This window comes from Polynucleobacter sp. AP-Kaivos-20-H2, from assembly GCF_018882215.1.
Classification (GTDB): Bacteria; Pseudomonadota; Gammaproteobacteria; order Burkholderiales; family Burkholderiaceae; genus Polynucleobacter.
Genome location: NZ_JACVOX010000002.1, coordinates 93816 through 115182, shown reverse-complemented (window position 1 = coordinate 115182; position 21367 = coordinate 93816). Strand labels below are relative to the sequence as shown.

General features: G+C 45.5%; 15 protein-coding genes. 10 read left to right on the top strand and 5 right to left on the bottom strand.

What is annotated here, in order from left to right; all coding sequences use genetic code 11:
- The first annotated feature begins 12 nt into the window (after positions 1 to 12).
- The gene (guaA, locus tag ICE89_RS05000; RefSeq protein ID WP_216265095.1) at positions 13 to 1620 is read left to right on the top strand and encodes a glutamine-hydrolyzing GMP synthase; all 1608 of its coding nucleotides are present in this window, start codon (positions 13 to 15) and stop codon (positions 1618 to 1620) included.
- 326 nt (positions 1621 to 1946) lie between these two features.
- On the opposite strand, the gene ispH is transcribed toward guaA, so the two are convergent.
- Together ispH and ICE89_RS04990 are read right to left on the bottom strand one after the other, a co-directional pair.
- A complete protein-coding gene (gene ispH / locus ICE89_RS04995; RefSeq protein WP_216265094.1) occupies positions 1947 to 2894 on the bottom strand; it encodes a 4-hydroxy-3-methylbut-2-enyl diphosphate reductase in 948 nt (315 codons plus the stop codon).
- 173 nt (positions 2895 to 3067) lie between these two features.
- The gene (locus ICE89_RS04990) at positions 3068 to 4840 is read right to left on the bottom strand and encodes an ABC transporter transmembrane domain-containing protein (protein ID WP_216263594.1); all 1773 of its coding nucleotides are present in this window, start codon (positions 4838 to 4840) and stop codon (positions 3068 to 3070) included.
- A 323-nt stretch (positions 4841 to 5163) separates the two neighbouring features.
- Between ICE89_RS04990 and ICE89_RS04985 the strand changes: the two genes are divergently transcribed.
- The 5 genes from ICE89_RS04985 (at position 5164) to bchL (ending at position 10495) form a co-directional block, all read left to right on the top strand.
- Positions 5164 to 6141: an NAD(P)-dependent oxidoreductase gene (locus ICE89_RS04985; RefSeq protein WP_216265093.1), complete on the top strand. Its 978-nt coding sequence runs from the start codon at positions 5164 to 5166 to the stop codon at positions 6139 to 6141.
- A gap of 85 nt (positions 6142 to 6226) precedes the next feature.
- Positions 6227 to 6430 carry a hypothetical protein gene (locus ICE89_RS04980; protein WP_216265092.1) on the top strand — a complete coding sequence of 68 codons (204 nt, stop codon included), beginning with the start codon at positions 6227 to 6229 and terminating at the stop codon, positions 6428 to 6430.
- 271 nt (positions 6431 to 6701) lie between these two features.
- Positions 6702 to 7985, top strand: a complete 1284-nt coding sequence (locus ICE89_RS04975; RefSeq protein ID WP_216265091.1) for a ferredoxin:protochlorophyllide reductase (ATP-dependent) subunit N — start codon at positions 6702 to 6704, stop codon at positions 7983 to 7985.
- Positions 7982 to 9550: a ferredoxin:protochlorophyllide reductase (ATP-dependent) subunit B gene (gene bchB, locus ICE89_RS04970; protein WP_216265090.1), complete on the top strand. Its 1569-nt coding sequence runs from the start codon at positions 7982 to 7984 to the stop codon at positions 9548 to 9550. Before ICE89_RS04975 ends, bchB begins: the two co-directional genes overlap by 4 nt.
- Positions 9551 to 9610: 60 nt before the next feature.
- On the top strand, positions 9611 to 10495 hold the full coding sequence (gene bchL, locus ICE89_RS04965) for a ferredoxin:protochlorophyllide reductase (ATP-dependent) iron-sulfur ATP-binding protein (protein WP_370624898.1): 885 nt from the start codon (positions 9611 to 9613) through the stop codon (positions 10493 to 10495).
- Between the two features lie 44 nt (positions 10496 to 10539).
- On the opposite strand, the gene ICE89_RS04960 is transcribed toward bchL, so the two are convergent.
- Complete coding sequence (locus tag ICE89_RS04960; RefSeq protein WP_216265089.1) at positions 10540 to 11523, bottom strand: protochlorophyllide reductase; 984 nt, start codon at positions 11521 to 11523, stop codon at positions 10540 to 10542.
- A gap of 61 nt (positions 11524 to 11584) precedes the next feature.
- Between ICE89_RS04960 and ICE89_RS04955 the strand changes: the two genes are divergently transcribed.
- Together ICE89_RS04955 and bchO are read left to right on the top strand one after the other, a co-directional pair.
- Positions 11585 to 12511 carry an alpha/beta fold hydrolase gene (locus ICE89_RS04955; protein ID WP_216265088.1) on the top strand — a complete coding sequence of 309 codons (927 nt, stop codon included), beginning with the start codon at positions 11585 to 11587 and terminating at the stop codon, positions 12509 to 12511.
- Positions 12512 to 12513: 2 nt separating this feature from the next.
- Entirely contained in the window at positions 12514 to 13368 is an 855-nt protein-coding gene (bchO, locus tag ICE89_RS04950; protein ID WP_216265087.1) for an alpha/beta fold hydrolase BchO, read from the top strand.
- Between the two features lie 8 nt (positions 13369 to 13376).
- Here the strand turns inward: bchO and ICE89_RS04945 are convergent, their stop codons facing one another.
- Positions 13377 to 15305 (bottom strand): VWA domain-containing protein, encoded by a 1929-nt coding sequence (locus ICE89_RS04945; RefSeq protein ID WP_216265086.1) that lies wholly within the window; start codon positions 15303 to 15305, stop codon positions 13377 to 13379.
- Between the two features lie 27 nt (positions 15306 to 15332).
- Positions 15333 to 16379, bottom strand: a complete 1047-nt coding sequence (gene bchI / locus ICE89_RS04940; RefSeq protein ID WP_216263604.1) for a magnesium chelatase ATPase subunit I — start codon at positions 16377 to 16379, stop codon at positions 15333 to 15335.
- A gap of 256 nt (positions 16380 to 16635) precedes the next feature.
- Here bchI and ICE89_RS04935 point away from each other — a divergent pair, with 256 nt between their 5' ends.
- Positions 16636 to 20454, top strand: a complete 3819-nt coding sequence (locus ICE89_RS04935) for a magnesium chelatase subunit H (RefSeq protein WP_216265085.1) — start codon at positions 16636 to 16638, stop codon at positions 20452 to 20454.
- Between the two features lie 10 nt (positions 20455 to 20464).
- Positions 20465 to 21367 carry a polyprenyl synthetase family protein gene (locus tag ICE89_RS04930; RefSeq protein WP_216265084.1) on the top strand — a complete coding sequence of 301 codons (903 nt, stop codon included), beginning with the start codon at positions 20465 to 20467 and terminating at the stop codon, positions 21365 to 21367.

Genomic DNA, 21367 nt, shown 5'->3' with positions numbered 1-21367 from the left:
GCTGATCTTTTCGTGCACGACAAAATACTGATTCTCGACTTTGGTTCACAAGTAACTCAACTCATTGCTCGGCGTGTACGTGATGGACGCGTGTATTCAGAGATCCATCCCTACGATTACGACCCTGAATTCATTCGAAAATTCATTCAAGAGCAGGGCGGTAAGGGCATCATTCTCTCCGGCGGCCCTAGTTCGGTAACTGAAGACGGCAGTCCCCGTGCACCCCAAATTGTTTTTGAGCTTGGTGTACCTGTTTTGGGGATTTGCTACGGCATGCAAACCATGGCCACCCAATTAGGTGGCGCAGTTGCTTCCGCAGAGTCTTTGGGTAAAGCGCGTGAGTTTGGTTACTCAGAAGTTCGTGCGCATGGCCACACCAATTTGCTTAAAGGCATTCAGGACTTCTCCACCAGTGAAGGTCATGGGATTTTGAAGGTGTGGATGAGTCATGGTGACTCAGTCACCTCAATGCCACCTGCGTTTAAGTTGATGGCCTCTACTGAGTCTTGCCCAATTGCTGGCATGGCGGATGAAGAGCGTCGCTTCTATGCATTTCAGTTTCATCCAGAAGTCACACATACCATTCAAGGCACTGCAATCATTGAGCGCTTTGTACACGAGATTTGCCAATGCAAACCTGACTGGGTAATGGGCGACTACATTGCAGAAGCAGTTGAGAATATTCGCAAGCAAGTCGGCGATGAAGAAGTCATTCTAGGCTTGTCTGGCGGCGTCGACTCCAGTGTTGCAGCAGCCTTAATTCATCGCGCGATTGGCGATCAATTGACTTGCGTATTTGTGGATCACGGCCTGCTTCGTCTCAATGAAGGCGATATGGTGATGGAGATGTTTGCACGCAATCTTGGTGTGAAAGTGATCCGCGTTGACGCTAAAGAGAAATTCATGGGTGAGTTGGCTGGGGTTGCTGATCCAGAAGCTAAACGCAAAATCATCGGTAAAGAATTCATAGAGATTTTCCAGGCCGAGTCTGGCAAGATCGAAAATGCCAAGTGGCTTGCGCAAGGAACTATTTATCCAGACGTCATTGAGTCTGCTGGTAAAGGTAAGAAGGGCGCGCACACGATTAAAAGTCATCACAATGTTGGTGGTCTGCCTGAGGATATGCATCTCAAGTTACTTGAGCCATTGCGTGAATTATTTAAAGATGAAGTGCGTGAGCTTGGTGTTGCATTAGGTTTGCCACGTGAGATGGTCTATCGCCATCCATTCCCAGGACCAGGCCTTGGCGTGCGTATTTTGGGCGAGGTCAAAGCAGAGTTTGCGAGCTTACTGCAACGTGCTGACGCCATTTTCATTGAAGAGTTGCGCAATACGATTGATGAAGCAAGTCAAAAATCTTGGTATGATCTTACGAGTCAAGCGTTTGCTGTTTTCTTGCCGGTGAAGTCTGTTGGTGTGATGGGCGATGGCAGAACTTATGAATATGTTGTTGCCCTCAGAGCAGTCCAAACCCAAGACTTTATGACAGCGCATTGGGCCCACTTGCCACATGAGTTGTTAGGCAAAGTTTCAAACCGCATCATTAATGAAGTGCGCGGTATCAATCGAGTTGTATATGACATCAGTGGAAAACCGCCCGCAACAATCGAGTGGGAGTAGGGGTTCTTGCACGAGTGCATGAAACCCTTTTTTGTCTTAAGATAGTCGAATATTAAAAATATAACTTTTAGGAATTATTATGTTTGCTAAAACAATACTTAGTGTTCTCTCCCTTGGGATAACTATTGTGGGCTTGCTCTATTTTTTCAACACTGGCGAGTATTTTATATTTGCTATTGGTTTCGCGCTATATTTCATTCTTTCTATTTCCAGCTCTTTTTGCAAAAGAATGAGTCAGTAATTTTCTGTTGGGCACAGTTCTGATGCCCTAATCATTTTCTAGTTCTTGCTCGCTACTGACTCGACTTAGATAGAAAATCAAGCGACTAAATCAAACCCTTAGGCAAAGAAAAGTTGATGTTTTCATCAATGCCTTTCATGGGTAGCACTACACCTTTTGAAAATGTTTTAATGGCTTGGATAACTTTCGCCGTTAATTCTTCAGGAGCGGATGCACCAGCAGTAATGCCAATATTTTTAACTCCGGAAAACCACTCTGACTCTATCTGCAGTGGATCATCTACTAAGAACGCAGGAACCTGCATCTTTAAAGATAATTCCTGAAGCCTTTTGGAGTTTGAGCTATTCGGGCTTCCAACAACGATCACGATCTCTACTAAAGGCAGCATTGCCTTAACAGCATCTTGTCGATTTTGAGTGGCGTAACAAATATCTTGTTTCTTAGGCGCATGGATGTGGGGATATTTTTTTAATAGAGCAGCAGTGATTTCCGAGGTTTCGTCTACCGACAGGGTAGTTTGGGTGACATAGGCGAGCAAATCATTCTCTTTAAATCTCAAGGTATCTACATCAGCTACTTTTTCTATGAGGTGAACTGGGGCATCAATTTGGCCCATCGTCCCCTCAACTTCTGGATGCCCAAGATGGCCGATCATAATGATTTGGTAGTCACTCGCATGTAAGCGAATGACCTCAGCATGCACCTTTGAAACTAATGGGCAGGTTGCATCAAAAACGGTAAGTTTGCGAAATTGAGCATCATTTTTAACTGCTCTAGCTACACCATGAGCGCTAAAGATCAGAATAGATCCCTCGGGCACTTCTGATACGTCATTGACAAAAATAACGCCTTTTGCTTCAAAATATTTTACAACGTAAGCATTGTGAATAATCTCATGTCTGACATAAATTGGGCTGCCATATTTTTTTAAAGCTTCTTCAACAATCGTGATCGCTCTTTCAACGCCCGCGCAAAAACCCCTAGGCTGTGCTAAAAAAATTTGTGCAGATTGATTAGTGTCTGATGAGAGCATTGATTAGATAAACTTTTGCTAGTTGGCTACTATTTATTTGATTTTTAAAGCAATAAGCCTAACTGTCAATATTTTTTGTGTTAACTAAGGTTTACTCTGATCATCATTGGTAAAAACCCTAGTGAATGAATAAATCACGAAGACGCCTGAACTTACAAGGGGATGACGCTGAGTTATCGATCAGTGAATTGAAGTTTAGCTAAGCGAGCATAAAGTCCGCTTCGTTGAATTAAATCAGCATGTGTACCGGTTTCAATAATTCGCCCATTTTCCAGCACGATTATTTTGTCGGCTTGCTTTACGGTGGACAGTCTATGGGCAATCACAATGGTTGTCCTATGATCCATCGCCGCCTCAAGGGCGCGCTGTACGAGTAGTTCCGACTCGGCATCTAAGGCGCTGGTGGCCTCATCCAAGAGCAACAAGGCTGGATTCTTTAACAAGACCCGTGCAATTGCAATGCGCTGTTTTTGTCCTCCAGACAAGCGGATGCCTCGATCTCCTAAGAACGTTTGATAGCCCTCTGGCAGTTTGGAGATAAATTCATCCGCTATGGCGAGGCGAGCTGCAGCTAGAACTTCATCATCAGTCGCATCCATCCTGCCAAAACGAATATTCTCCATGGCGTTATCTGAAAAAATCACAATATCCTGGGGAACAACGCCAATTAATTTTCTCAGTGCTTCGAGTTCAAGCTTGCGAATATCGATGCCATTAAACAGGATTTCTCCGCTAGTGGGGTCATAGAAGCGCTGCAGTAGTTGAAAGAGCGTAGTCTTCCCGGCGCCTGAAGGTCCCACAATAGCAATTCTTTGACCGGGTTTAATCTCTAGAGATAAATCAGTTAAAACACTATTTGGATTCGATGGATATTGAAAGCTGAGATTCTCTATTTGCACTTCAATACCAGCTGCATTGACTTGGGGGATTGATTTCACATTAGCTAGAGCTTGGACTGAGGACTTCACATTTAAGAGCTCTAGAAGACGATCACTTGCACCAATGGCTCTTTGGGTATCGCCGATCACTTCAGAAATGCCTGCTATCGCTCCCGCAACAATCACGGCATACAAAATAAATTGAGACAATTCTCCGGCGGTTATTTGATTGTCCATGACCGCATATGCACCAAGCCAAAGTACCAAAATAATGCTGGTAAAGCCAAATAAAATGGCTACAAATGTCAGTAAGGCTCTTGCCCGTGTGCGAGTGATGGCTGCATCAAGAGCGGTATGAATGGATTGATTAAAACGGCCAATTTCAATGTTCTCATTGGTGAAGGATTGAATGGTTGGTATCGCATTTAATTTTTCACTTGCCAAGGCGGAGGCATTCGCAATCTTATCTTGTGAATTACGAGAAAGCTTTCTTACTCGTCTACCCATGATGACAGTTGGAATGATCGTGAGTAATAGCGTAGCGAAAATCAGTACCGATAATTTGGGGCTGGTAATAAACATCATTACTAAGCCGCCAGCCAGCAACAGAAGATTTCTGATGGCCATCGAGACGCTGGTTCCAATGAGTGTTTGGATTAGAACCGTATCCGTATTCAGGCGTGAGAGTATTTCACCGCTATGAGTAGACTCAAAGAACTCTGGACTCTGCTTGATGACGTGGCTATAGACTGCTGAGCGAATATCAGTCGTGATTTTTTCGCCTAACCAGGACACCATGTAAAAACGCAAAGACGTTCCTAAGGCCACTAAGCCAGCAACAATAAACAGAGTTAAAAAAGTGGTATTGATTTGGTTGCCACTATTGGCGTTAAATCCCAAATCAATGATTTGTCTAAAAGAGAAGGGGACGGCTAAGGTTGCGCTTGCAGCTAGTACTAGACTAAAGGTAGCCAATACCAATTGTTTTTTATATGGCTTTAAAAAAGGGAGTAGTGCTGCTAAGGTGCGAAATCCTCGGGGATTTGTGTTGTTGCTCTGCTTTGTCATTGAATAATCCCTAATAATTAACTATGATAATTCACTTGGATTAGATTGAATTTGTTTTTTGGTGATCACAGGAAGATGACAGGCGAAAGCTCCGTAACTCATAAAGAACCACTCTATAAAAGAAGTCCCTGGTTACCTCGTGGCCAAGCGCGCAGGCTCATTTTTCTGGGGCTCATTTTATTGGGTGCCTATGGAGCAACTAGGCATTGGTCCTTCTGTCTTTTATTGCTTGTTTCGATTATCGCGCTCTCCCCAAAGATACTGTTAGCAAGCGCCCATTACTATGGCCGCTCTGCATTATTTCTTAGCCAGCTGTTTAGTAAATGAAGATCTTTTTAACTGGGGCGAGCGGTTTTGTAGGTAGTCACTTAGCCCAGTCTTTGATTGCGGCAGGTCATGAGCTTGTATGCCACTTTCGTAAGCCGCTGTCTATTGAAGCTGAATCTCATTGTAATTTTGAAATTTGGTTGGGAAGTCTGAATGATGTGGAGGATTTATCAAAGAGACTTCAGGGTTTAGATGTCGTGATTCACTGTGCTGCAGAGATGAAGCTATGGAATTCAGATAAAGCGTTGCTAGAGACTAATGTTTTCATGACGAAAAGCATCCTAGAGTCAGCAAGTCAAGCTGGAATTAAGCAGTTCATTTATATGAGTGATGCCTCGATTGCTAAAAATCCATTGCTACCAAATCTCAATGTTTCAGAATCTCTACCTTTACCCCCATTACAAAGCTTTGCATACACTCATAGCAAGTCTCAAGCAGAACAGTTAGTCCTTCATGCTGGAAATGAAATACTCCACACTATCAGTCTGAGGCCGGCATCCATTTGGGGCAAAGGCGATGTCGTTGATCGGACTATAGGCAGAGCTGCAGATCTCAATAAATTTGGCTGGTTCGATCAGGGTGATTACCCATTTTCAACTTGCTATATTCAAAATCTTTGTGAAGCGGTTAAAAAAGCGCTGTTGTCGAATTCAAATCAAGAAAGTTTCTTTATTAGCGATGGGCCGCCAACGCAATTTAGGCAATGGATGACTAGAAGGTTGAAGGCGGGTCAATATAAAGTGCCGACTCTATCTATACCTCGGCCCCTTGCCAGACCCTTGGCGCGTTTTACAGAAAATGGCTGGAAATACTTACCCCTGCCTGGCGAGCCTCCCTTAATTAGAGAAATGGTTCATTTAATGGCCCACCCTTTTTCTGTTTCTATTCAAAAGGCGAGGGATCAATTGGCTTATGAGCCGACTTACACCATAGATGACGGCATGCTTGAGATAGAGAAATCTGCCAATGGATAAAGGGTATTCCCTTAGTCATATTGACTCGATTGGTAACGCAGTTTAAAGTTTTCATGAATTGGCAAAACTTGAAAGGATGAAGAGCATGTTTAAATTTCACGATATGAGAGATCGTATTTCCAAGATAGCCGGCTTTTGCGGCATGGTGATTAGCATTACCGTTGCCTTTTATCTGATCTTCCCCGCCGGGCAGACCCAATCTAAATTTGCCATGTTTTTAGTTTCCCTAGGCATTGGAATTGCTCTGAGTATTCTGACATTCAAGGCATTGCTAAAGTCACAAAGATAAGGCTCTACTCTTAGCTAGTAAAAACCCCAAATTCTCCAGTATTTGGGGTTTTTTTCATTGGATTTGTAAAGAAGTCATTTCTTGATCTTGGTCAATTGATGGGTATAAACACTTATATCTAATAGCGTTTAAGAAGCTTTTACTGTGTAAGATTATTGTTACAGTTAAATGAATAACTATTTTCTTGCTGCCTGACCCTTTTTGAAATTAATCCCATGATTCACAGCCTTAATCTTCAATTCAAGTCGCATATCAACGCCAGGGGCCAGAATTGAATTCTGCATCCCAAGAGGTAATAGTCGATTTTCAGCCCCTAAAGGAGCGCGGTCAAAGAGAGGTTTTCTGTGGGCTCACCGGGATTATCTGGCTGCATCGAAAAATTCAAGATGCCTTTTTTCTAGTGGTCGGCTCTCGTACCTGTGCTCACTTGATTCAATCTGCAGCAGGTGTGATGATTTTTGCGGAGCCCCGTTTTGCAACTGCCATTATTGATGATCGTGATTTAGCTGGTCTTGCAGATGCTAATGATGAATTGGACAAGGTGGTGAAGCAATTGCTTGAACGTCGTCCAGATATTAAGTTGCTATTTTTGGTGGGCTCTTGTCCCTCGGAAGTGATTAAGTTAGATTTATCAAGGGCAGCACAACGTCTAGGCAAAACATTCGCTCCGAATGTGCGCATTCTGAATTACTCTGGCAGTGGCATTGAAACAACCTTTACCCAAGGTGAAGATGCTTGTTTGGCTGCGCTAGTGCAGGACCTACCTAAATCCAATCAATCTGATGAGGTGGAGTTATTGGTGGTGGGTTGCTTGGCTGATGTTGTCGAGGATCAATTCCATCGTATCTTTAAAGATCTGGGTGTAAAGTCCTTCGCTTTTTTCCCACCGCGGGAATCCACTCAACGAATCGTTGTCGGCCCAAAGACTAAATATTTATTAGCTCAGCCATTTCTGACGGATACCGCTAGGTTCCTAGAGAATATGGGAGCTCAAAGAATTGCTGCACCTTTTCCATTGGGGGTGGAGGGAACAGAAAAATGGTTCTCAGCTGCAGCTACAGCCATGAATATTTCTCCCGAGGTATTTGAAAAGGTGATCGCTCCACAGCGGGATCGCGCCAATAAATCACTTGAACCACATCGCGCAGTCTTGCAGGGCAAATCCATTTTCTTTTTTCCAGACTCTCAGTTAGAAATACCCCTAGCGCGTTATTTAAATAGAGAGCTGGGCATGAATCTGATGGAGGTCGGTGTTCCTTATTTGCATCGTCAGCATATGGCAGAGGAATTGGCGATGTTAGATCCCAAGACTCAATTGTCCGAAGGTCAAAATGTAGAGAATCAATTAGATCGTTGTCGTGCGCAGCAACCCGACATGGTGGTATGTGGCCTAGGACTTGCTAATCCCTTAGAAGCTGAGGGTTTCACTACGAAGTGGTCTATTGAGCTTGTCTTTACGCCGATTCAAGGATTCAATCAGGCGGCTGATCTAGCAGAGTTGTTTGCGCGCCCCTTAACGAGAAAAGCGAAGCTCATGATGACGGAGGCTGCATGAAGTTAACCCTCTGGACTTATGAGGGGCCGCCGCATGTGGGTGCCATGAGGATTGCTACGGCAATGGAGAAAGTACATTACGTGCTGCATGCTCCGCAAGGCGATACCTATGCGGATCTCCTGTTCACCATGATTGAGCGGATGAAAAAACGGCCGCCAGTAACCTATACGACTTTTCAGGCGCGTGATTTAGGTAGCGATACTGCAGAGTTATTTAAAGATGCCGCAAGAACAGCATATGCCCGTTTTAAACCCGACTTATTAATGGTGGGCGCTTCATGTACGGCTGAGCTCATTCAAGATGATCCGGGTGGCCTGGCTGCAGCCCTGGATTTGCCAGTTCCGATATTGCCGCTTGAATTGCCGGCATATCAAAAGAAAGAAAACTGGGGCGCAGCAGAAACTTTTTATCAGATGGTCCGTTTATTGGGGCAATCATTTATCTTGGCCCCAGGGCAACAGCGCCCAGCCCGAGCGGTGGATACAAAGCCAAGCTGTAATATTTTAGGGCCCACAGCGCTTGGATTTCGCCACCGTGATGATGTTGAAGAAATTTCTCGCTTATTGAGTGACTTGGGTATTGAAGTCAATGTGGTTGCACCCTTGGGTGCTAATCCAGCGGATATTGCCCGTTTACATGAGGGAGACTTTAACGTCAATTTGTATCCAGAGACTGCCAATACTGCAGCTACTTGGATGAGTCGTAGCTTTGGTCAACCGTCGACTAAAACCATCCCGATTGGATTTAAAGGGACTCAAGCTTTTATCACCGAAGTTTGTCAACTTGCTGGCATTGAATGTGATGTGGAAAAATTAAGTCAATCATCCAAGGCGCGTTGGTATGCCTTATCGGTGGACTCTACCTACCTCACCAATAAACGCGTATTTATATTTGGTGACGCCACTCATGCAATCGCTGCGGCAAAAGTAGCTGCTCATGAAATGGGTTTCAAAGTCGTTGGATTGGGAACCTACAGTCGTGAATTGGCTCGTGAAGTGCGTGAAGCAGCTGCTGAGCTTGGGCTTGAAGCAATCATTACGGATGACTATTTAGAAGTTGAGGAAAAGATTACCGAGCTTCAACCAGAATTAATCCTAGGAACCCAGATGGAACGCCATATTGCCAAGCGCTTGAAAATACCTTGTGCAGTGATTTCATCTCCAGTACACGTGCAAGACTTTCCGTCCCGCTATTCACCGCAAATGGGATTTGAGGGCGCATGCGTGTTATTTGATTCCTGGGTCCATCCTCTCATGATGGGTCTTGAAGAGCATTTAATTGGCATGTTCAAAGGGGATTTTGAATTCCATGAAGGTGCTATGCCATCGCATCTTGGGCATGCCTCAACTCCTGCCAAAGAAAGCGAAGATAAATCATCTGCTATGGTTGCCTCCCAAAATGGAGCACCCGCCTGGGAAACCGACGCAGAAAAAGAGCTCAACAAGATTCCCTTTTTTGTAAGAGGAAAAGCGAGAAGAAATACAGAGCGTTATGCGGTAGAGCAGGGACTTATTAGTATTACATTAGAAACTTTGTATGATGCAAAGGCACATTTTAGAAGTTAAATATCGACCTCGTGTTGAGAAGATTGAAGGTTAGAAAGCATGAAAGAAATCAATATCCCCATTTCAGATTTTCGTAGCGCACCACCTGATGGTGAAGGCAGCCTTCAGGTACCGCTTGATCCTAATTTGAAGATTGGCAAGGCTAAGGTATTTGCGATCTACGGAAAAGGTGGTATTGGTAAGAGCACCACCTCATCTAACCTATCAGTCGCTTTTTCTAAATTGGGAAAACGTGTCATACAGATTGGTTGCGATCCTAAACATGACTCGACATTTACCCTAACCAAAAAACTGATGCCTACGGTAATCGATGTTCTTGAGAAAGTGGACTTTCATTCAGAAGAGTTACGCATTGAAGACTTTGTGTACGAAGGTTATAACGGCGTGATGTGTGTTGAGGCAGGCGGGCCTCCGGCTGGTACAGGTTGTGGCGGGTATGTGGTTGGGCAAACAGTGAAGCTTCTGAAGGAGCATCATTTGCTGGACGATACCGATGTCGTGATTTTTGACGTTTTAGGTGACGTAGTGTGTGGCGGCTTTGCTGCGCCACTTCAGCATGCTGATCGGGCGCTGATCGTCACCGCCAATGATTTTGATTCTATTTTTGCGATGAATCGCATTATTCAGGCCATTGGAGCGAAGGCAAAAAACTACAACGTTCGATTGGGAGGTGTGATTGCCAATCGCAGCAAAGATACCGATCAAATCGACAAATTTAATGAGCAAGTGGGATTAAAGACCATGGCTCATTTTCCAGATTTGGATGTGATTCGTCGTAGTCGCTTGAAGAAATCGACTTTATTTGAAATGGAATATTCTCCAGAGCTTGAGTTAGTCCAGCAAGAGTACATGCGTTTGGCCGCAGCGCTCTGGTTGGGAACCGATCCACTGCCTTCAGTACCAATGAAGGACAGGGATATATTTGATTTGCTGGGCTTTGATTAACTAGCTTAGTGAGGTCTTAGCTGGCTACTTAGTTAACTGCTTAATTAATCGTTGGGCATCCCAACGAGCTTGGCGGTAATTTCCCAGAGATCCTTACTGAGCTTTTCACTCTTGGCTTTCATGGAGAGCTCTTGGGCAAAGGGCTCTCGAATAGCTGAGTTGCGATTTCCCCAACTCCAGTGAACGCCGGATTGGGTAAAGCGTGAATCGGCTACGACCTGAGCAACCCGCTCGCCCGCAAGCTCTTGACTCACAAAACCTTTAGTAATGTTTTTCTGAAACCAGGGAAATATTTTCTGGAAGAGTGGGGGCGTATCTCGAAACAGTGCCGTCTCAGCTACGCATCCAGGGTAGAGGGTATTAAAGATCACACCTGTGCTGGCGTGATATCTCTTTTGTAGCTCTCGATTCATCACCATATTGCATAACTTACTGTCTTTGTAGGCTTTGCCTGGCTTAAAGGGCTTTCCGTTAATCATGGCAATAGGTGCTTTAAAACCAGCCATGAGGCCCTCTAGGGCACCAATATCTGCAGGAGCTGGAATTGGAACTTTGCCCCCGAATTCTTCTGAGTTGGCGGTCACAGTCCCCAAGGTGATGAGGCGCGCATGCTCATTTTGTGCAGCCGTTTTCTTCAGATTTTCAAGCAGCATTCTGCTTAATACATAGTGCCCAAAGTAATTCGTTGCCACGCTGATCTCAAATCCTTGAGGTGAGCGGGCTGGTTCTTTTAGGAGTGGTAGGTAGGTGGCTGCATTGCAGAGCAAGGCATTGAGTTTTTGACCACTTTCATTAAAGCGCTGGACAAATGCCTTCACACTATCCAGATTGCCTAAGTCTAGTTGCCAGATTTCATATTGGCTTGAGTCAAATTGATGAGCCTTGGCAACCAACTCCATCTTTTGGGGATCTCGGACAGCTAGTACCAGTCGCCAGTTTCGAGCCAGCAGGGCTTTGGCGGCATATAAACCAACGCCAGATGAGGAGCCAGTAACAATTGCAAGCGGTTGATTTGTGGTGGTTGTCATTTTTCTATTAAAGTCTTAATTTTAGTAATCATGAATTATTGTCATATTAAGGCTAAAAGTAATGTTTCTAAAAGTACTCAAGATTATTGCTGTTGTGTTAACGGCATTGCTATTTCTTGCTGCCCTCTATTTATGGACTCCTGACAAGTCTAAAGCAGAGTTGGAGAAAGTCTATGGATCACCTAAAACTGCTTATGTCAGTGCCTTGGGAGTCAATATTCATTATCAGGACACTGGACCATCTAAAAATCCAGTCCCCATTTTATTTTTGCACGGCTTCGGATCTAGCTTGCAGACTTGGGATGCCTGGACAGAGGCTTTAAGTAGTGAGTACCGTGTTATTTCCCTTGATTTACCAGGCTTTGCTCTCACGGGCGAAGATCCTAGTGGCATCTACACCGATGAGAGAAGTGTGGCAGTGATCGAAGCCTTCTTGAAGGAGTTACAGATTCCAAAAGTGGTACTGGTAGGTAACTCGATGGGCGGTAAGTTTGCTTGGCAGTTTGCCGCACGTTATCCGGATCAGGTTAGTAAGTTGGTACTCATATCCCCAGATGGGTATGCCAGCCCAAGAATGGAGTACGGTAAAAAGACGGAGGTTCCCGCCATCGCTCAGCTTTATCGATACTTCTTTTCTAAAACTTTTTTGGCGATGAATCTTGAGCCGGCCTACGCTAATCCAAATACATTAAATGATGCTTTAGTGAATCGTTACTATGACCTGATGTTAGCGCCAGGAGTGAGGGGGGCAATTTTGGCTCGTATGCAGCAAACGGTTCTGCAGGATCCAGTACCCGCTCTGACCAATATTAAAGTTCCTACACTGCTCATCTGGGGTGAAAAGGATGCCTTCATTCCCATTGCCAATGCAAACGATTACTTAAAGGTGATGCCGAATGCGAAGAGAGTATCCTTGCCTAATATTGGTCACTTACCGCAAGAAGAGCAGCCAAATATTGGCCTTGCCGCACTCAAAGAGTTTTTATAAGAATGAAACGAATCCCCTTAGATTGGCCCAATCGACAACATAGCAGGCTTATCTCTGTTGGGGGTTTGGATTGGCATGTGCAGCTCACCGGTAAGGGCCCCGTAGTTTTGCTATTGCACGGCACTGGCAGCTCAACCCACTCTTGGTCAGATTTGATTCCTCTGTTAGAGCCTCATGCGCAAGTGCTAGTGCCAGATTTGCCGGGCCATGCCTTTACTCAAGGCGCAAAATTAGAAGACCTCAAGCTTGATGTCATCGCGCGCTCATTGCAACTACTCATTGAGCAATTAGGAATTGAAGCGCCATCGATCGTAGTGGGGCATTCTGCTGGAGCTCCCTTAGCGCTTCGTTTTGCAGTGGCAGCACCTAAGCAGCCGAAGCTAGTGATTGCTTTAAATCCATCTTTTATACCACCACCACCTGTCTATACCAGCTTCTTTGGGCCGCTCTTAGGCCCTATTACCAGATCTTCAACACTTTCCAGTTTGCTTGCTTCGCTGTCACCTAGTTTGGGGATGGTAGATAAGCTACTGGATTCAACGAATACCATTTTGCCAGAGGCTCGCCGAGTGCATTACCGAAAACTCTTTGAACGCTCAGATCATGTGCGTGGTTCCATGAATTTCATGGCTGCAGCTGACATTCAAAAAGTATTGGCTGAGGCAGACTTATATCAAGGTAAATTAATCTGTGTATTGGGCAATCAAGATACGTGGATTCCGGTTAAACCTTTAGAGAAGATTATTCAGGATTACTTTCCAGCTGCGGAGATTGTGAAGTGGGAGGGTGGCCACATCATGCATGAGCTTGAGCCAAACAAGGTAGTGCAAATCATTCTCGAGGGTTTGAAGACTTAGTTTGGTGCTTAAGCCTTTTTAAGGCCTTGCATAATTGCTTGAGAAACCTCATTTGCACCTGCATTTGGTAGGGGTAGGTACATCGATCCAAGTAATGCGGCAATTGCCTTACCTTCGTCTCGAGCTTGCGGGGAAGTGTCAATCCATAATGACTTAAAAGAGTAATGAGAGGCAGCACGTGCTGACTGCTGTGCATCTTCCATTGCTTTTGGTCTTCCTGGGGAGCCGTCCTTAGCGATATTGGCGCGACCATCCGTTAGGAAGACAAGAGCAGGGGTGAGACCTTTTCTCATGGATGTACTGGCTATCTCAAAAGATTCATCAATGGCACGAGATAAAGGAGTCCCGCCTCCCCCTAGTAACCCACTTAAAGCGCGCTTCGCCTTTACCAATGAACGCGTAGGGGCAAGAACGAGTTCAGCAACACTGCCCCTAAATGACATTACTGCCACTTGGTCTCGTCGCACATAGCATTCTGCTAAGAGGAGTTCTACAGCGCCTTTAGCTTCTGCCAGGCGATGCATTGCAGAGGAGCCAGAAGCGTCTACGATAAACATCGTTAAAGTTTGGGTCCGCTCTTGATAACGCTTGATCCTAAAATCTTCTTTGCGAATAAGGATTTTTCCTGCGGGGATAAGTTTGCCAGCCGCCTTTATTTCCGCTCTACGAACAGCTTGCCAAGGAACGGCAGCACGAAGCGTATCAATAATGCTCAGTGTTTTGCCACCTTCAGGCATGCCCGGCATATTGCCTAGGGGGCGACCACGTACACGACCGACTTTAATAGCACCTGTCTTACCACCCATTCCTTTGGGCGTTTTCAAATCAGCTAAATCAGCCAAACGAGCTAAAAGATCAGCGGGTATAGCCGCTTGGGCAGCTTCGAGAATTTCATCTTCAAGCGCTTGAGGATTTTGTGCATCACTTTCTTGCTCCTCATCCTCTCGATCATCTTCATTCTGATTCTGATCTTTAGTTGGATCGGGCGGCGGTATTTCTGGCGGTGGCGGCGGTGGCTCTTGATCCAATGGATCCTGCTCACTTTCGTTTTGTTCGTCTTGCTCTGATTCAGGTGGAATTTCTTCCTCTTCTGGGGGAGCGCTTTGTGGCATTCGTGTGGCGCGTGGGGATAAAACTAAAGCAATAGCGCGTTGGAGATGTATGCTGCTGACTTCGTCTTCCCTATCAAAGGCGGCTAAGCATTTCGCAGTATTGAGTGCTAAGTTCAATGCACGAATTGATGCAATACCGAGTTGCTCGGCAACTCCTACGAGCGCACTAAGACTATCTTCACTAATGCTGACATTTGAAAAATGTTCACTAGCATATTGTAGTGAGTCTGCATCCGGTAGAAAATCATCATCCGTTTCTGGTAGATCTCTCCAGCCGATGATGTCGAGATTTAAAAGAAAGGCGGTTCTTTGCCTAATCTTTTCATTGGGTTGTTCGTCGTCTTCGATCCCTTCATCTAAGGCCACAACACCAAAGCGACTATCAATTCTTTTACTTTGACCATCACGCTCAATGGCAATAAATCCATTATCTAGAGCGCTCACTACTTTTGCTGCAGCGCCGACCTCTACTCTTTCAGCCATTGGTATGATTAAAAGCTGCTGATCGCATTGGGCGAGGAGTCCTTGTCTTAGAATGGCCTTACCTGTGCGCAATGTTTGATCGAGATCGATTCCGCCAATCAGATCTTCATCAGAGATTCCGAGTGGCATTTTGCGCAATGGCAGGCGCATACCGCCTAATTGAGCAACAGTGTTGAGATAAGCTAACCAACGATCTCTCACAGGCCCAGAACGCGCGCGCAAAATCACGCCTCCCAGACCATGTGGATTGATGACTAAGAGTTGAGCAACTTGAAGTGCCCGCAACCAAGTTTCGAGTTTGGCACTCTTGCTGATCTCTTGGGTTTGTTCTTGAGTTTCCAAAAGACGGTATTTATTGATTGAACTTACTTACTTGCTTGTTTCGGGGAATAGCTCTTCTAAGGCTCTTCTAACTCGAACAGCGGAGCTAGAGTCATCTAGGGGATTGCGTCTGAGACGGTGCTGCAAAGCAGGCACGGCAATCTTTCTCAGATGCTCAATCGTGACATGACTTTTTCCGCACAAGGCTGCATAAGCACGAGTTGCGCGTAGTAGTGTTAACTCTCCACGCAAACCATCTGTTCCCAAATGGCTACAAAGCTGAGTGACTTTTTCCAGCATGGCATCATCCACCTTCACAGATGACAACTTCTTTTTCCCTGCCTGAATTTGCTGCCGAATGACCTCATCTTCTTTTTCCCAGATCGCCATGAATTTTTCTTGGTTGCGCTCAAACTCATCACGGCGCTTGATGATTTCTACTCGAGACTTTGGATCTTGAGGTGTTTTGACTTCAACTGCTAGACCAAAACGGTCCAATAGCTGTGGACGCAATTCACCTTCCTCTGGATTCCCACTGCCGACCAATACAAACTTAGCTGGGTGACGAATACTCAAGCCTTCTCTTTCAACTACATTTACCCCGGAAGCGGCAACGTCAATCAATAAATCAACTAAGTGATCCTCTAAGAGATTGACCTCATCTATATACAAAAAGCCGCGATGCGCTTTGGCAAGTAGACCGGGTTCATACGCTTTCTCTCCAGAGCTCAACGCTTTTTCAATATCCAATGATCCGATGACTCGGTCTTCAGTGGCGCCTAATGGCATGTCAACCACAGGAACGGGCTTCTTGACGGCTTTGAGTTTTCCACCAATCTTGAGTTTCACTCTCATTGCATCACACACAGGGCAGGTTCCGCTTGCAGCATTTGGATCGCAGGCATATACACAGTCTTGAACCGAGTTCATCTCTGGAAGTAATGCTGCAAGTGCGCGAACTGCAGTGGATTTACCGGTACCGCGGTCTCCCATCACTAGCACTCCCCCAACACTCGAATCGAGTGCCGCAATTAGGATTGCTAATTTCATGTCTTCTTGACCAACAATTGCAGAGAAAGGGTAGTTACGTGCCATTCAGATTCCTTGAAATTGTTTAATTCAAACCCTAAAAGTTCATTTATTGCACAGCAGCAAATCTATTAATGCGCATTACATTCCGTAAATATACTGGCATTAAATTTTTACTAGGACTTACCCTTAAATAATAGCTTTATAGCAAATTTAGTGTCAATTTTAGTTGACAGTATTGTAGGATTCTTAAAGAATCAAACCGAGACAAAAAGTAAAAAGTAAATTTTCTAAATTTGACCTTTTTAATGCTACTTATTTAATGCTTACAAAAACAAAAGCTTCTAACCTGCATGAGCCAATTCGGCTGGTGCTGGTGACAATGGATACTCATTTAAATAGTGCCGCAAACCGTGCCTATGAGGATCTCAAGAAGACGATTCCAGGAGCAACCCTAAGCATCCATTCGGCTAGTGAATTTGCGGGTAATCCTGAACATTTACAAAACTGCAAGGATGACATTGCTAGTGGCGACATTGTGATTGCCACGATGTTATTCCTTGAGGATCACTATTTGCCTATCTTGGATGATCTCAAAGCAAGGCGAGATCATTGTGATGCCATGGTTTGCGCCATGTCTGCCGGAGACGTTACTAAGTTAACAAAAATTGGCAAGCTGGATATGAGTCAGCCAGCCAGTGGTTTGATGGCGATGCTCAAAAAGTTGCGCCCAAGCGCTAAAGATAAGGATGGCAAGAGTAAGGCGTCCACTGCTGGTGCAAAGCAAATGAAGATGTTACGTGTGATTCCGCAGATGTTGCGTTTTGTGCCAGGTACCGCGCAAGACCTCAGGGCCTATTTCTTATCTTTGCAGTATTGGTTAGGCGGCTCTCAAGAGAACATGTACAACATGATGGCCAATCTGATTAATCGCTATGCCTCTGGATCACGTGAGGCTTTGCGTAAAAATGCGAAGGCGCTTGATCCAGTTGAGTATCCTGATTCTGGTGTATACCACCCGCGTATGAAGAATCGCCTTAGCAGCAAGTTAAGCGATTTACCTAAGGTGGTACCAGATGCAAAAGCGCGTGGCAGAGTGGGGCTCTTAGTACTTCGCTCTTACTTAGTGTCTGGCAATAGCGGTCACTATGATCCCGTTATTGCCGCATTAGAGGCTCAAGGTTTGCAGGTGGTGCCTGCCTTTGCTGCCGGCTTAGATGCTCGTCCAGCAATTGATGATTACTTCAGTCAAGACGGTAAACCAACCATCGATGCCATGATTTCTTTAACGGGCTTCTCTTTGGTGGGTGGACCAGCCTACAACGATGCCCATGCAGCTGAAGAGGTATTGGCTAAATTAGATATCCCCTACATTGCTGCTCACCCAGTGGAGTTTCAGAATCTGGAGCAGTGGGGAAGTTCTGAGCGCGGTTTACTTCCAGTCGAAAGTACCATCATGGTGGCGATTCCTGAGTTAGACGGCTCTACCATTCCGATGGTTTATGGCGGACGTCCTGGTGCATCTGGTACGACTTGCACGGGTTGTCATAAGCAATGCTCATTTACGGATGATCACAACCCTCAGGATATGTTCACCTGTACTGAGCGTGTAGGGATGTTGGCTGCACGCGTTGGTAAATTAGTTGACCTGCGTCGTTCGGAACGCGCAGAGCGCAAAGTGGGCATCGTATTGTTTAACTTTCCGCCAAATGCCGGCAACATTGGTAGTGCAGCTTACTTAAGCGTATTCCAATCGGTTCAAAACTTATTGATTGGGATGAAGGAGCGTGGTTATACCGTTGACGTTCCAGAATCTGTTGATGAATTGCGTGATTCGATTTTGAAAGGCAATGCTCAGCAATATGGTGCTGATGCAAACGTTCATGCTTTGATTCCAGTAGACGACCATGTGCGTCGCGAGCGCTGGTTAAAAGAAATCGAGGCTCAATGGGGACCGGCTCCTGGTAAGCAACTTTCAAACGGTAGCTCGATCTTTGTGCTTGGCAAGCAGTTCGGTAATGTACTACTTTCTGTTCAGCCTTCTTTTGGTTATGAAGGTGATCCAATGCGTTTATTGTTTGAGCGTGGCTTTGCACCAACCCATGCTTTCTCTGCTTACTACCGTTATTTGCGGGAAGACTTTGCTGCCACTGCAGTAATCCACTTTGGTACGCATGGTGCACTTGAGTTCATGCCTGGCAAACAAACCGGTATGAGTGGTGCTTGCTGGCCTGATCGTTTAATTAATGATTTGCCGAATATTTATTTATACGCATCGAATAATCCTTCTGAGGGTGCGATTGCTAAACGTCGCTCTGGTGCAACGCTCATTAGTTACCTCACCCCGCCAGTGACTCAAGCGGGTTTATATGCTGGCTTGGCAGATTTGAAAGCATCCATTGAACGCTTTAGATCTTTAGATCTAGATGCACATCAAGAACGGCTTGATTTAGCTGAGCTGATACAGGCCCAAGCGGCTGAGATTGATCTGTGTAAAGCAGAGCCGGTATGGGATAAGTCTGATGTTAATGACTTGCAAAATACGGTCAGCAATCTCTTCAATGAATTGCTTGAACTCGAGTACACCTTAATACCCCATGGCTTACATGTAGTTGGTGCTGTACCTCCACTTGCTGAGCGCTTTGGTTTATTGAAGGCGATGGCTGATGTGGCATTGGATCACCCTATAGAGGACGCTGTAGTCGAGGCTCTCATGAATGGTGAGAAGTTTGACAAAGTGATCGATGCCAATCCGGAGTTACTTGAACTAGGTAGTCGAGAAACTCTAGAAGATTTATTTGGCAAGATGGTCAAGTCTAATGAGCTGATGTCTGCAGAGACAGAGGTGACTGGGATGCTGGATGCCTTAGATGGCCGTTTCATTCGGCCTGCTGCAGGCGGTGATGTGATGCGTAACCCCGAAGTACTTCCTACGGGTCGTAATTTGCATGGCTTTGACCCTTTTAGAATCCCGAGCGTCTTCGCTGTTAAGGATGGCGCTAAGCAAGCTCAGCGCATTCTGGATAAATACCAAGAAGACAGTCATGAACTCCCAGAATCGATTGCGATGGTTTTATGGGGTAGTGATAACTTGAAATCTGAGGGTGGGCAAATTGGTCAGGCCCTTGCATTGATGGGCGCTAAACCACGCTTTGATAGTTACGGTCGTTTAGCTGGTGCGGAATTGATTCCATTAAGCGAATTAGGGCGCCCTAGAGTCGACGTAGTCATTACTCTGTCTGGTATCTTCCGAGATCTCCTGCCTTTGCAAATTAAATTGTTGGCCGAAGCCGCATTTATGGCAGCCTCTGCTGAAGATGAGCCGCTTGAGCAAAACTTCATTCGTAAACATTCCTTGGCTTACCAAAAAGAACATGGTTGTGACTTAGAAACTGCATCATTACGTGTTTATGGGAATGCTGATGGCGCCTATGGGTCTAACGTTAGCAATATGGTGGAAAACAGCGTATGGGAAGAGGAAGATGAGCTAGCTGAAACCTATACCCGCAGAAAAGGTTTTGCTTTCGGACGTGCTGGTGTGCCTATTCAGAACAACGCTTTGTTAAAGAGTGTTTTATCCGATGTGCAAATGACATATCAAAATCTGGATTCAATGGAATTGGGAGTTACTACGATTGATAACTACTTTGATACCTTGGGCGGCATTACTAGAGCAGTAAAACGTGCCAAGGGTGGGGCAGATGTGCCGGTATTTATCGGTGATCAAACAAAGGGTGAGGGCGCAGTAAGAACGCTCTCCGAGCAAGTGTCTTTAGAAACTCGTACTCGCATGCTTAATCCAAAGTGGTATGAAGGCATGTTGGAAAGTGGTTATGAGGGTGTGCGCCAAATTGAAGTTCACATCACCAATACTATGGGTTGGTCAGCAACAACAGGTCAAGTTCAACCCTGGGTTTATAAGCAGCTAACTGAAACGTTCATGCTGAACCCAGAGATGCGTGAACGCTTAGCAAAACTGAACCCTACTGCCGCAGCGCGTTTAGCGAATCGTTTGACTGAGGCGTCACAAAGAAATTACTGGCAGCCTGATGAAGAGATGCTCAAGCAAATGCAAGAGGCAAATGATGAGCTTGAGGATCGTCTCGAGGGTATTTATGACAACGTTACTGTAGCCGCTTGAGAGAATAAATATGAGCATGCTAGATCGAATCAATCAAAGCCTTGAAGATGCAATGCACCTGGCCTACTCTAAACAGGGGCCTCAACTGTTACAGGAGGCAATGCATTACTCCGTATTTCCTGGGGGCGCCAGAATTCGTCCTCAATTATGTTTGGCAGTGGCGGCTGCTTGTGGTGATGATGATCCTGCTCTATCTAATGCGGCTGCTAGCTCAATCGAATTATTGCATTGCGCATCGTTAGTCCACGATGATTTACCTTGCTTTGATGATGCAGAGTTAAGGCGAGGAAGACCTTCTGTACATACAGCTTATGGTGAGCGAATCGCTGTTCTTGCAGGTGATGCCTTAATCGTTTTAGCTTTTCAGTGTTTAGCAAGCTCAGGAACTCGTTCGATTTTTCGCCTAGCGCCATTGATGAATACGATCGCAATGAGTGTGGGATCACCGCATGGAATTGTTGCTGGTCAGGCCTGGGAGTGCGAGCCAAAAGTAGACCTGGGTGATTACCAGCGAGCTAAAACAGGATCTTTATTTGAGGCGGCGACTGCTGCTGGTGCGCAGGCTGCAGGAGCGGATGCGGCTACTTGGAGACCGCTCGGTCAGTGGTTGGGTGAGGCCTATCAAGTGGCAGATGATATTCGCGATGTGATCGTAGATCAAAGTACTTTAGGCAAACCGTCTGGACAGGATGTTGCTCACAATCGCCCTAGCTCTGCAAAAGATTTAGGCTTGACTGGAGCAGTACAACGATTTGATGAATTGGTGCGAAAGGCAATCACCTCTATACCGCATTGCAAGGGTGAGAAAATGTTACGTGGCCTGGTAAGCCAAGAGTCTGAGCGTCTAGTCCCATCCAACTGGTTCAAGGATACAGAGAGAAAGATTCTATTCCGCCAAACTACCAATTCTTAA

Excerpts from the sequence above, each read along its gene's own strand:
- ispH (WP_216265094.1), bottom strand. The coding sequence starts at position 2,894 with ATGCTCTCATCAGACACTAATCAATCTGCACAAATTTTTTTAGCACAG.
- ICE89_RS04990 (WP_216263594.1), bottom strand. The coding sequence starts at position 4,840 with ATGACAAAGCAGAGCAACAACACAAATCCCCGAGGATTTCGCACCTTA.
- ICE89_RS04985 (WP_216265093.1), top strand. The coding sequence starts at position 5,164 with ATGAAGATCTTTTTAACTGGGGCGAGCGGTTTTGTAGGTAGTCACTTA.
- ICE89_RS04980 (WP_216265092.1), top strand. The coding sequence starts at position 6,227 with ATGTTTAAATTTCACGATATGAGAGATCGTATTTCCAAGATAGCCGGC.
- bchB (WP_216265090.1), top strand. The coding sequence starts at position 7,982 with ATGAAGTTAACCCTCTGGACTTATGAGGGGCCGCCGCATGTGGGTGCC.
- ICE89_RS04960 (WP_216265089.1), bottom strand. The coding sequence starts at position 11,523 with ATGACAACCACCACAAATCAACCGCTTGCAATTGTTACTGGCTCCTCA.
- ICE89_RS04955 (WP_216265088.1), top strand. The coding sequence starts at position 11,585 with ATGTTTCTAAAAGTACTCAAGATTATTGCTGTTGTGTTAACGGCATTG.
- bchO (WP_216265087.1), top strand. The coding sequence starts at position 12,514 with ATGAAACGAATCCCCTTAGATTGGCCCAATCGACAACATAGCAGGCTT.
- bchI (WP_216263604.1), bottom strand. The coding sequence starts at position 16,379 with ATGGCACGTAACTACCCTTTCTCTGCAATTGTTGGTCAAGAAGACATG.
- ICE89_RS04935 (WP_216265085.1), top strand. The coding sequence starts at position 16,636 with ATGCTTACAAAAACAAAAGCTTCTAACCTGCATGAGCCAATTCGGCTG.
- ICE89_RS04930 (WP_216265084.1), top strand. The coding sequence starts at position 20,465 with ATGAGCATGCTAGATCGAATCAATCAAAGCCTTGAAGATGCAATGCAC.